Source organism: Burkholderiales bacterium (assembly GCA_013695435.1).
Classification (GTDB): domain Bacteria; phylum Pseudomonadota; class Gammaproteobacteria; order Burkholderiales; family JACMKV01; genus JACMKV01.
On the sequence record JACDAM010000162.1, the window covers coordinates 18,157 to 29,323 of the forward strand.

At 59.4% G+C, this 11,167-nt stretch carries 11 protein-coding genes, 1 tRNA gene and 1 pseudogene; 8 read left to right on the forward strand and 5 right to left on the reverse strand.

Annotated elements, in window-relative coordinates; genetic code table 11:
* Window positions 1–203: 203 nt before the first annotated feature.
* A complete protein-coding gene (locus H0V78_08470) occupies window positions 204–353 on the reverse strand; it encodes a hypothetical protein (GenBank protein ID MBA2351811.1) in 150 nt (49 codons plus the stop codon).
* A 76-nt stretch (window positions 354–429) separates the two neighbouring features.
* Here H0V78_08470 and H0V78_08475 point away from each other — a divergent pair, with 76 nt between their 5' ends.
* Both H0V78_08475 and tsaD read left to right on the forward strand, forming a co-directional pair.
* Window positions 430–891 carry a hypothetical protein gene (locus tag H0V78_08475; GenBank protein ID MBA2351812.1) on the forward strand — a complete coding sequence of 154 codons (462 nt, stop codon included), beginning with the start codon at window positions 430–432 and terminating at the stop codon, window positions 889–891.
* A gap of 218 nt (window positions 892–1,109) precedes the next feature.
* A complete protein-coding gene (tsaD, locus tag H0V78_08480) occupies window positions 1,110–2,249 on the forward strand; it encodes a tRNA (adenosine(37)-N6)-threonylcarbamoyltransferase complex transferase subunit TsaD (GenBank protein MBA2351813.1) in 1,140 nt (379 codons plus the stop codon).
* 21 nt (window positions 2,250–2,270) lie between these two features.
* On the opposite strand, the gene plsY is transcribed toward tsaD, so the two are convergent.
* The gene (plsY, locus tag H0V78_08485) at window positions 2,271–2,864 is read right to left on the reverse strand and encodes a glycerol-3-phosphate 1-O-acyltransferase PlsY (GenBank protein ID MBA2351814.1); all 594 of its coding nucleotides are present in this window, start codon (window positions 2,862–2,864) and stop codon (window positions 2,271–2,273) included.
* 127 nt (window positions 2,865–2,991) lie between these two features.
* Here plsY and H0V78_08490 point away from each other — a divergent pair, with 127 nt between their 5' ends.
* Complete coding sequence (locus tag H0V78_08490; GenBank protein MBA2351815.1) at window positions 2,992–3,348, forward strand: dihydroneopterin aldolase; 357 nt, start codon at window positions 2,992–2,994, stop codon at window positions 3,346–3,348.
* Window positions 3,349–3,396: 48 nt separating this feature from the next.
* On the opposite strand, the gene xerD is transcribed toward H0V78_08490, so the two are convergent.
* A complete protein-coding gene (gene xerD / locus H0V78_08495) occupies window positions 3,397–4,302 on the reverse strand; it encodes a site-specific tyrosine recombinase XerD (GenBank protein ID MBA2351816.1) in 906 nt (301 codons plus the stop codon).
* 50 nt (window positions 4,303–4,352) lie between these two features.
* Window positions 4,353–5,873, reverse strand: a complete 1,521-nt coding sequence (locus H0V78_08500; protein MBA2351817.1) for a DnaJ domain-containing protein — start codon at window positions 5,871–5,873, stop codon at window positions 4,353–4,355.
* Between the two features lie 316 nt (window positions 5,874–6,189).
* On the opposite strand from H0V78_08500, the gene H0V78_08505 reads away from it, so the two are divergent.
* The 5 genes from H0V78_08505 (at window position 6,190) to H0V78_08525 (ending at window position 10,976) form a co-directional block, all read left to right on the forward strand.
* The gene (locus H0V78_08505) at window positions 6,190–6,402 is read left to right on the forward strand and encodes a 30S ribosomal protein S21 (protein ID MBA2351818.1); all 213 of its coding nucleotides are present in this window, start codon (window positions 6,190–6,192) and stop codon (window positions 6,400–6,402) included.
* Between the two features lie 46 nt (window positions 6,403–6,448).
* Window positions 6,449–6,895: a GatB/YqeY domain-containing protein gene (locus tag H0V78_08510; GenBank protein ID MBA2351819.1), complete on the forward strand. Its 447-nt coding sequence runs from the start codon at window positions 6,449–6,451 to the stop codon at window positions 6,893–6,895.
* 172 nt (window positions 6,896–7,067) lie between these two features.
* On the forward strand, window positions 7,068–8,879 hold the full coding sequence (locus H0V78_08515) for a DNA primase (protein ID MBA2351820.1): 1,812 nt from the start codon (window positions 7,068–7,070) through the stop codon (window positions 8,877–8,879).
* Between the two features lie 68 nt (window positions 8,880–8,947).
* Complete coding sequence (rpoD, locus tag H0V78_08520; GenBank protein MBA2351821.1) at window positions 8,948–10,825, forward strand: RNA polymerase sigma factor RpoD; 1,878 nt, start codon at window positions 8,948–8,950, stop codon at window positions 10,823–10,825.
* A gap of 77 nt (window positions 10,826–10,902) precedes the next feature.
* Window positions 10,903–10,976, forward strand: a tRNA-Ile gene (locus H0V78_08525).
* A 10-nt stretch (window positions 10,977–10,986) separates the two neighbouring features.
* On the opposite strand, the pseudogene H0V78_08530 reads toward H0V78_08525, so the two are convergent.
* Window positions 10,987–11,151: pseudogene (locus tag H0V78_08530) on the reverse strand (transposase).
* Between the last annotated feature and the right edge of the window lie 16 nt (window positions 11,152–11,167).

Below are 11,167 nucleotides of genomic sequence, written 5' to 3' on the forward strand. Positions count from 1 at the left end.
CATGCTCAAAAGTCTAATGATAGTTATGGGGAGGCCTTTATTCAACGGAATAAGGCGACCTGATGCTGCCGGCATCATTCAATTGAGGCTCAGTGCAAGCTATACGTTCCGTGAATCGTCCACGGATGCGAAGCGACGGTGTTTGATGTCGGTGTAAATTTTGCAAAGCTTTGTAAAACTCCTCTAAGCGGCTTACCGCTCGTCTATTGTTCGTCCTCGATATCGCGAAGCTTGCTGTGATCGATATTGCGTTCCGCTTCCCGGCTTTGGCGCATTAAGCGGCGCATCATCAGAGCGAAACCGATTGCGATAATCGCCAGCACCGCCAGCAGAACCCATAGTTCCTTGTTCATTTCTGCTCCTTTTTGTGTAGCCGCAAAACTGCTTCCATTACGCTATACTTCGACTGTCCCCCGAAAGGAGAGTGTCATGAGCATAATCAGATTGTTCTTATCGATATCCGCATTAGCGCTGATATCTGCCTGCGGCACGCTGGGTGCGGACAAGGAGGCTGATAGCGCCGCTGCCACCGGAACAGATTGTACCGATTGCGGGTTCATCGAATCGATCAATATCGCCGAGGGACGCGAAGGCATCGGGCTGAGCTCGGTACTCGGCGGAGCAGGAGGCGGCTTTGCCGGTGCGATCGGCAGCGAAAACGGCGATACGTCACAAACCGCAGCCACTGTCGCCGGCGCTTCGAGCAGTGCGATTTCCGGCCTGCAGGTGCAGCGTCGGGTCGGCAACAACAGTAATCTGTACCGGTTTTCGGTGCGCATGGATAACGGCAAGCGCCAAACCGTCGCGCTCGAAAGCCGCAGCGGATTCGAAGTCGGCGACCGCGTGAAGATTGTTGACGGTTCGATGGTCAAGACAGCGCCAGGAAAATAACTTCTCCAGTCAGCGAAAAAAAGAGCAGGCGAGCCTGCTCTTTTTTTTTATTTTCCCGCGCGTTTTCATCGGCATTTTTTGTTCGCGGCGCAATCGCCGGAAGTTCGGTGCTAAGCTTCGTCGCTGAATCCGGTGATCAGGCCGATGGCCTCAAGAAGTCAAGCCGGAGTTGCGATCGCAGTTGGCTCGATGACCCCTGAAATGTTTAGCGCGCAGCTATGAGCATCCCGGGCGCATGTAAAACCCCGGGTGGCGGACTTTCCGAATGGCTGACGCTCGGCATCGAAACCTCCTGCGATGAGACCGGCATCGCGCTCTACCACAGCCGCCGCGGCCTGCTGGCGCACAAGCTGTATTCGCAGGTGGCGCTGCACGCCGAATATGGCGGAGTGGTGCCCGAGCTCGCGTCGCGCGACCATATTCAGCGCGTGCTGCCACTGATCATGGCTTCGTTGCGGGAAGCATCGTGCGATCTCCATGACATCGGCTTGATTGCCTACACAGAAGGGCCGGGCCTGGCCGGCGCGCTGCTGGTCGGGGCCAGTGTGGCGCGCGGTCTTGCCTATGCGCTTGGCATAGCGGCGATCGGCGTCCACCATCTCGAAGGACACTTGTTGTCGCCGCTGTTGTCGTCGCCGGCGCCTAGGTTTCCGTTCGTCGCGCTGCTGGTCTCGGGCGGCCATAGTCAGTTGATGAAAGTCGCCGAGATCGGCGACTACACGCTCTTGGGTGACACGGTTGATGATGCGGCCGGAGAAGCGTTCGACAAAACCGCGCAGTTGCTGGGGCTCGGTTATCCTGGCGGCCCGGCGCTCGCCAGGCTGGCCGAAAGCGGCAATGCGCAACGCTTCAAGCTGCCGCGGCCGATGCTGAACAGCAATGATCTGAACTTCAGCTTCAGCGGCCTGAAAACAGCGGCGGCGACGCTGGTCCGAAATGAACGCAATCGAAATGAACGCAACAACGATGATGCAAGCTTACTAGCCGATATCGCCGCCTCTTTCGAAGTCGCGATCGCGGAGGTGCTGGTCGCAAAATCGATGGCCGCGCTCGAACAAACCGGGCTCAAGCGGCTGGTTGTCGCCGGTGGGGTAGGCGCAAACCAGCGCTTGCGCACGAGCCTGTCGGCAGCGGTTGAGCGGATTGCCGGCGAAGTCTATTATCCGCCGCTCGAATTCTGTACCGATAACGGCGCCATGATCGCACTGGCAGGTTCCCTGCGAGCGTCGCAGCCGCGGGAAGCGGGCGCGAGCGCGATCGAAAATCTGTCGTTCGCCGTCAAGCCGCGCTGGGATTTACAGGAAAACGCCGGGGATCGGCAGGGAGCCGTCGCGGGTTTTCAGGGAACCGGTGTTTAGCGGCACGCTCTGCCCGAACTGCTATCCCTTGGAAATGCCGCGAGGCGATCGCGCTCTGAGTTGCTCGATGTTCGCCTTGTGACGCCAAACCAGCAGAGCGGACATAAACAACACAATGACGCTGTACACGTGGAATCCAAACAGACCAAACGCCACTATCGGCGCAATCGTCGCCGCCGCAAGCGCGGCCAGTGCGGAAACCCGAAACAGCGACATTGCGATCAGCCAGGCAAACATCGCCGCAAGCCCCAGCCAGACGGATAATGCAAACAGAATGCCGCCCAGGGTGGCTACGCCTTTGCCGCCTTTGAAGCGCAGAAATAGCGGAAACAAATGGCCCAGGAACACGGCGAGAGCTGCACCGGCGACGGCCCAGGCCGCGTGAACGGGCGGCGCGTAGTTTAGCGCGAGGAACACGGCAAGCCATCCCTTTGCCATGTCGCCCAGCAGGGTCAGGGCCGCTGCCCATTTTTTTCCGCTGCGCAGTACGTTGGTCGCGCCCGGGTTGTGCGAACCGTAGGTGCGCGGATCGGGTAGGCGAAATGCGCGGCTGACCAGAACCGCAAATGGAATCGAACCGATCAGGTAGGCGAGCACGATGAGCGCGGCGATCATGAGCCCGAGTGCCCGCATCGGCCGCACCGCAACCGGACGCGAGCTTCGAAAAGGGAGCGGGACACCATCATGACGACGTCATCAACAGTCGATCGGGCCGAATCACTGAAGCGTAACGAGGTTGGGCATGGACATCATCTTCATCAGCGAACATAAATTCGAAACCCTGATCGGCATCTACGAATGGGAGCGCACAGTCCCGCAAACTATCCAACTCGATCTCGAAATCGCCGTTCCCGGCGGCCGATTCGCAGCGAGTGACGAAATCGGCGACACCATCGATTACGGCGCCGTCACACGTCGCATCGAAGAATCGTTACGGCAGCGGCATTTCCCGTTGCTGGAAGGAATGGCGGAACATGTCGCGAGTCTCGTCATCGACGAATTCAAGGCGCCGTGGGTGCGTGTGACTATCGCGAAACTGGGCATTATACGCGGCGTCAAAAAGGTCGGCGTCAGACTCGAACGCGGCCGGAAAATATAGCTGGAGTCGTTTCTGGAATACCTAGAATCGGATGCCTGGAGCCTGAAATCAGCCGCGCGGATGATGTTCCGCGTGCAGTTGCTTCAGCCGTTCGCGTGCGACATGGGTGTAAATCTGCGTCGTTGAAATGTCCGCATGCCCGAGCAGCAATTGGACAACGCGCAGGTCAGCGCCGTGATTGATCAGATGCGTGGCAAACGCGTGGCGCAGCGTATGCGGCGAAACCGAATGCAGACCGGAAAGTCGAGCGTACCGTTTGACCGCATACCAGAATGCCTGTCGCGTCATCGCCCCGCCGCGATTGGTCACGAACAAGGCATTATTCAATCTGCCACTGGACAAGCCGGGGCGGGCATCGATCAGATAGCGCCGAATCCATGAATGCGCCTCCGCGCCAAGCGGCACGAGGCGCTCCTTGCCGCCTTTTCCCGTCACGCGGACGATGCCCATGTCGAGCGCTACCTGGCCATGCGTCAACCCGATCAGCTCGGAGACGCGCAAGCCGGTCGCGTAGAGAGTCTCGAGCATGGCTCTGTCGCGAAGGCCGAGGGCGACGCCACAGTCAGGGGCGGCCAGCAGCCGCTCGACATCAGCTTCGGTAAGGCTTTTCGGCAGCGAGCGCGGTAACCTGGGCGCTACCACGCGCAGGCTTGGGTCGACATCGATTTTGCCGGCGCGCAATAGAAACTGGAAAAAACGTTTCGAACTGGAAAGCAGACGCCGCGTACTGCTCGGCTTGGCGCGCTGGTCGAATCGGGAAGCAATATAGGCGAGGAGATCGCTGTGCTCGGCCTCAATCAATGTTTTATGGCGCGCGTTCAGCCATGCTGCGAGCTGCCTGAGGTCGCGCCGGTAACTTTGCAGAGTGTTGCGCGACAAGCCGTCTTCCATCCACAAACCATCGCAGAATTCGTCGAGCAGGCGCTCGTCGCGCGGGTCTTCCCTGTTTGCCATGGGCACGGATATTCGATCGTTCCGGCTAAGCTGCGTCACCCCAGGGTGTGTTACTGCCCGGCGGCTTTCGAGGAAGATAACGCATCGGTTGGCCGCCGATACTGGGCGCGAAAGCTATCCAGAAGCTTGTTCTTGATGGCGACATCGCCGGGCGCTAGTTTCGCCGCCTGCCTGAGCGCATCGACCGCGCGCGGATAGTCCGCGAGATGGTCATAGCCGATGCCAAGGCAATGCCATCCTTGCGGATATTTGGGTTCGGCAAGGGTCCACTCGCGGCAGTGTTTGACCAGCCCTTTCCAGTCGCGCTTACCGCTCAGACGCTGCGCTTCGCGAACGAACTGTTCGGTCTGCGTCAAGGCGGCTTTCGTCTGGCTTCGCGGCTTGTCCGCAATAACAGCCGGCGCCGGGGGAGGCGCAACCTGATCGGAAAATTTTTCGATGAGCGGCTCGACGATATTGACGCTGACGACGCTGCCCACCTCATGAGCGGTCCGTTGCAAATGCTGCGTCGTGCTCAACAGCGGATTCATCCAGGTCATTCCATACAACCACAGCAGCAGCAGGGCGACGATGCCCGCTGCCGGTCCGTAGGTAAAGCCAAGTTCACCGTGAGTGACCAGGCAGTCGCCATCGAAATCCCATGACGTTTCTTTCATTCTGAGCAGGTACAGGCGCGCCTTGTCCGTTGCCACCAGATTCATCACCGGTATTCCGCACGCCGTCCCGCGCATCCATACGCGGAAGCAGCGTTTGACGACTTCCCATGGTCGTGCGCCCGGGCCTTCGCGCAAGGACGGATCACTCGCGCTGAAGCGCAAGTGCACATTGGTCAGCCATTTGCCCGGCGTAGCGCGAAAAGCATTCAAAAGCAGGATCTCGATCAACATCCACGACGCCGGGATCGCCATCACCGCGATCAGCGGGCTGGTCAGGAACAAGCGCACATCGGGCGCAATCAATCCGTGGTCTGCTGCGACGCGTAACAATGCGTCGGCCACGAGGCCCCAGAGGCCGTAATCGATAAGGCGCGCCGTGAGCCTTCGCCATGGCTTTTCGCCGCTGACAGGTTCTGCGACACGCTGGAATTTCGCGACCACCGGTTTCATCCAGCTGGTTGGGCTGATTGTCAGTGGCCTATCGGCACCGGGCTCGAGCGATGCTGTGGAGCGTGGCTGGTCCGCCGTTTGCGGTCTTGCAAGGCCGCGCTGCGTCTTGGCACCGGGCTTGTCGCCGTCGGCGCCGGGCCGTGCAAACGGGGCGAGATCGACCTTCGGCTGCGCTATCGTTGTCGGCGCCCGCGGCGAAAGCGTCTCAGTGCTTGAACCAGTAGTACTCTCGGTGGCGGAGCGTGTGCGCAGATTGTATTCGGCGAGACGCGCATCGTATTCGGCGCGTTTGTCGGCGCTGGTCAGGATGCTGCAGGCTTGATTGATGAAGCGCAGCGTTTCTTCGGCATCCCCCTGCAAATTACCGCGATGGTAATCCCTGACAAGTGCGCGCAGGGCCGCCTTGATTTCCGCTGGCGACGCGGTTTCATTGATAGCTAGCGTTTGATATAAAGAGGTTTGCAAAGAGTTTTTCGCTGGGTTTCGCTGGGTTCGGGCGCGGTGACCGGCGTTATGTTGGGCAAGAATGACGGTGGGTTCAATAGACAGCCGACGTACGGCTGGTGGGAGGCGGCGCGCGGACACGTTAGCGCCGAAGGCGCTGGTTTGCGGGAAGCGCGCCCTGGCCGAACCCGGATCACGGAGAGCGCAGCTTGGGGCGGAGCCGTGTTCGAAGGCGTCGCTCCCGCAACCGGCTGCTTCGCAGTAACGTGTCGCGGTCGGACTTTGCGTTGCGGGCAAGCTTTGCTAGAATACGAAGCTTTTATCCAGGAAACCCCGCATGCCGAGTGTGAGAGTCAAAGAAAACGAACCGTTCGAAGTCGCCATGCGCCGCTTCAAGCGATCGATCGAGAAAACCGGTCTCTTGACGGAATTGCGCGCCCGCGAATTTTACGAGAAACCGACGACCGAGCGTAAGCGCAAGCTGGCCGCCGCAGTCAAGCGCCATTACAAACGTTTGCGCAGCCAGTTGTTGCCGCCCAAGCTTTACTAGCAGTAATCCGCAAATCCCGTTCAGCCGCGCGCGGCACGCAATAGTCATGTCGATCAAACATCGCGTTACGGAAGAGATGAAAGCTGCAATGCGCGCCAAAGACGCGCCGCGTCTCTCCGCCATACGCCTGCTGCTTGCTGCTATCAAACAGCGCGAAATCGACGAACGAATCGAACTTTCCGACGCGGATGTCGTTGCGGTTATCGAGAAGATGTTGAAACAGGGCCGCGATTCGATCGCCCAGTTCGAAGCTGCCGGACGGCGGGATTTGGCCGACGTTGAGGCGTTCGAGAGCAGTGTTTTGATGTCCTATATGCCGGAGCCTCTATCCGGCGATGAAATCGCTGCGGAAGTATCGGGCGCACTGGCGGCAACCGGGGCCAAGACCATGCAGGACATGGGCAAGGTGATGGCGATTTTGAAGCCAGAACTTGCGGGTCGTGCGGATCAGGGCCAGGTTGCGGCAATCGTAAAAGCGCGCTTGGCGGGTTAAAGCTCATACCCTCGCGGGTCAGTAGCTCGCAGCGATTCAGGGCATGTAAGCTCTGCGCGCGCCGACCGCTTTTTTGCCGGTTCTCGGAAAAAAATATCCTATAATCAAAATTGGCCGGTGTTTTCTGGCCGGCGAATTTCGCAATCGCCGGCACTCTTTAGCGGCGCCCTAGATGATTCCCCAAAGCTTTATCCAAGACCTGTTGAGCCGCGTAGATATCGTCGACATCATCGAACGCGATCTGCCGCTTAAGCGGGCGGGCGCGAATCATCATGCTTGCTGCCCTTTCCATAACGAGAAAACCCCTTCTTTCAGCGTTAGCCAAACCAAGCAGTTCTATTACTGTTTCGGCTGCGGCGCCCATGGCAGCGCGGTCGGCTGGCTCATGGAATACTCGGGCCTCGGCTTCGTCGAAGCGGTCACGGAGCTTGCATCCGCCGTCGGCATGACAGTGCCAAGCGTCGTAGACGAAGACCGGGTTGCAGACAAGCACAAGGAATTACCCGAACTCATGCTCGGCGCCGCCCAGCACTATCGGCAGCAGCTGAAGCAATCTCCCACCGCTGTCGCCTACCTGAAGCAACGCGGGCTGACGGGTGAGATCGCGGCGCGCTACGGGCTCGGTTATGCGCCGGATTCCTGGCAGAACCTAAGCGGGGTGCTGCAGTACGACAGTGCCGACGCGCTCGATACCGGTCTCGTCATCGAAAGCGATAGCGGCCGGCGCTACGATCGCTTTCGCGATCGCATCATGTTTCCGATCCAGAACATGCGCGGCGCGATTATCGGCTTTGGCGGCCGCGTGCTGCCGCGCGATCGCGCGTCCGGCGATTCGCCCGAGACCGCCGGCGACGCTGCGCAGCCCAAGTACATGAATTCGCCGGAAACGCCGTTGTTCGAGAAAGGCCGTGAACTCTATGGCCTGTTTCAGGCGCGGCGGGCGGTACGTTCCGCCGGCCGCGTGCTGGTCGTCGAAGGTTATATGGACGTTGTCGCCCTCGCGCAGCACGGCATCGAGTACGCGGTCGCAACGCTCGGTACAGCGACCACGCCTATGCACGTGCAGAAATTGCTGCAGCAGTCCGACAACGTGGTTTTCTGTTTCGATGGCGATGAGGCCGGTCGGCGCGCGGCCTGGCGCGCGCTGCAAAACTGCCTGGCGCAATTGATCGATGGCAAGGAAATCGACTTTCTGTTCCTGCCCCAGGGCGAAGACCCGGACAGCTTCGTTCGCAAGCACGGCGCGGCCGAATTCGAGGCCGGATTCGCCTCGGCAATGCCGTTGCTCTCGTTTCTGGTGCGTGAGCTCAGTTCGGAGGTCAAGCTGCAAAGCGAGGAAGGCCGGGCGAAGCTGTTGCGTGACGCCAAACCTCTGGTGCGCCAAATTTCCGCGCCGATGCTGGGATTGATGCTGCGTAAACGGCTGGCTGGCCTCGGCGGCATCAGTCTGGCCGAACTCGACGCCCTGTATCAGATCAAATCGACGGTTCAGCTTCGCGCGCCGGGACGTTCGCCGCGAAAACGGCCATCCGTGGTGCGCACGCTGATCGAACTTCTGCTCTTCGAAGGCGAACTAGCGCGCTTTGCCGACTCGAAGGAAATCGATTCTGCCGCCAACCTCTGTTTGCCCGATATTGACTCTACCGAACTGCGGGTCTTGCGGGATTTGTTGGGATTTCTTGAAAGCGATGCGCATCGCCCCAATGTTGCCGCGGTAGCGGAATATTTTCGAGGCGAAGAAACAGGTCGGTGGCTGGCCGATTTCGGCTCTTCCGTGTTCGCATGGGAGGAAAAAAAGCTGGGTCAATCAGGCTTGGAGTCGGAATTCCAGGACGCATGGACACAGTTTCTGGAGCGCGTGCGCGAGGCCGGTATCGATCAGTTGCATGCGAAAAATCGCACCGAAGGCTGGAACGACGACGACAAGGCGCGCTATCGCCGATTACAGCAACGCCGCGCACGGACGACAGTCCCGGCGGAGTAAGAACCACGGCGCGCGGATCAATCAGCTATAATAGATTATTGCAATGCAACAATTTCGCGGAAAGGTTCATGGCCAAAGACAACGATAAGATCGATCTGCAAGATGATGCCGAAGCCCGGCGCATGCGTCTGAAGAATCTGATCGTGCTCGGCAAGGAACGCGGCTATCTGACGTACGCCGAGGTCAACGATCACCTGCCTGACGATATGCTCGATGCCGAGCAGATCGAAAACATCATCAGCATGATCAATGACATGGGCATTTCCGTCCATGATGAGGCGCCGGACGCCGAAGCCTTGCTGATGTCGGATGCGGCACCCGCGGTGCCTGATGAAGACGCAGCCGAGGAAGCGGAGGCCGCGCTCTCGACGGTCGATTCGGAGTTCGGCCGCACGACGGACCCAGTGCGCATGTATATGCGCGAAATGGGTTCGGTCGAACTGCTGACTCGCGAGGGCGAAATCGAAATCGCCAAGCGCATCGAAGATGGCCTGAAGCACATGATCCAGGCAATTTCGGCGTGTCCGACGACAATCGCCGAAATACTCGATCGCGTCGATCGTGTCGAGCGCGAAGAGATGCGCATCGACGAACTCGTGGACGGCCTGATGGATGCGGACCAGAACGACGTCATTACCGAAGAAGTGCCCGAAGATACGATGGCCGAGGAGCTCGAGGCCGAGGAAAACGACGCCGAGAACGATGCTGCGATCGCACTCGCCAACCTGATGCAGTTGAAAGCCGACGCCATGGAGCGCTTCGACGTGATTCGCGAGGCGTATGACAGGATGCTGAAATCGCTGGCCAGGAACGGCCCGCGCAGCAAGAGCTACCTCGCGATCCAGCGCAAGATTTCCGGCGAGCTGATGGGCATACGTTTCTCGGCCAAACAGGTTGAGGCGCTGTGCGACAGCCTGCGCCGGCTGGTCGACGAGATTCGCGGCCACGAGCGCGAGATCATGGATTTGTGCGTAAACCGCGCCGGCATGCCGCGTGCCCATTTCATCAAGAATTTCCCGGGCAACGAAAGCGACCTCGGCTGGGTCGCGCGCGAAGTCGCGTCGCGAAAAAATTACAGCGAAGCGTTGGGCCGCTTCGCACCCGCGATCGTCGAGCAGCAGGAATTGCTGCTCGAATTGCAGGCCAGGGTGGGCATCCCGATCAAGGATGTCAAAGAGATCAATCGCCAGATGTCGACCGGCGAGGCGAAAGCGCGCCGCGCAAAACGCGAGATGACGGAAGCGAATTTGCGCCTGGTCATCTCGATCGCGAAAAAATACACGAATCGCGGCCTCCAGTTCCTCGACCTGATCCAGGAAGGCAATATCGGCCTGATGAAAGCGGTCGACAAATTCGAATACCGGCGCGGCTACAAGTTTTCGACCTATGCCACGTGGTGGATACGGCAGGCGATCACGCGCTCGATCGCCGACCAGGCGCGCACCATTCGCATTCCGGTGCACATGATCGAAACCATCAACAAGATGAACCGGATTTCCCGGCAGATACTGCAAGAAACCGGCCTCGAGCCCGATCCGGCCGAGCTCGCTGAAAAGATGGAGATGCCGGAGGAAAAAATCCGCAAGATTCTGAAGATTTCGAAAGAGCCGATTTCGATGGAAACGCCGATCGGCGACGATGACGACTCGCATCTCGGCGATTTCATTGAAGACGCCTCGACTATGGCCCCGGTCGACGCGGCCGTTTATGCGAGTTTGCGCGATGCGACCAAGGATGTGCTCGACACCCTGACACCGCGCGAAGCCAAGGTGCTGCGCATGCGCTTTGGCATCGAGATGAACACCGACCACACACTCGAAGAAGTCGGTAAGCAATTCGACGTCACGCGCGAACGCATTCGCCAGATCGAAGCCAAAGCTTTGCGCAAACTGCGCCACCCGTCGCGCTCCGAGCGGCTGCGCAGTTTTCTCGACAACGAAGCCTGACTCACTCCGATCCAGCTTGAAGTAAATTAGGGTAAACAGGCCCTAGGCCGGCTAGCACCGGCCTTTTTCTGTTCGCCGGGCCTTTAGCTCAGTTGGTTAGAGCAGGGGACTCATAATCCCTTGGTCGCTGGTTCGAGTCCAGCAAGGCCCACCTCCTGCGCTTCCAGCAGACGACGGAACTTGAACAGGGTCGTGGCATCCGGCGCGGCCTCGCGGGCCAGATCAATGCCGACGAAACGGCGGATGGCCTGGCTGTCGTAGATCGCGTCTTCGATGCCTTCATCGGAAAGACCAAAACAGTTCTGGGTCACGTACATGCGCAACATGCGCTCCACGCCGATC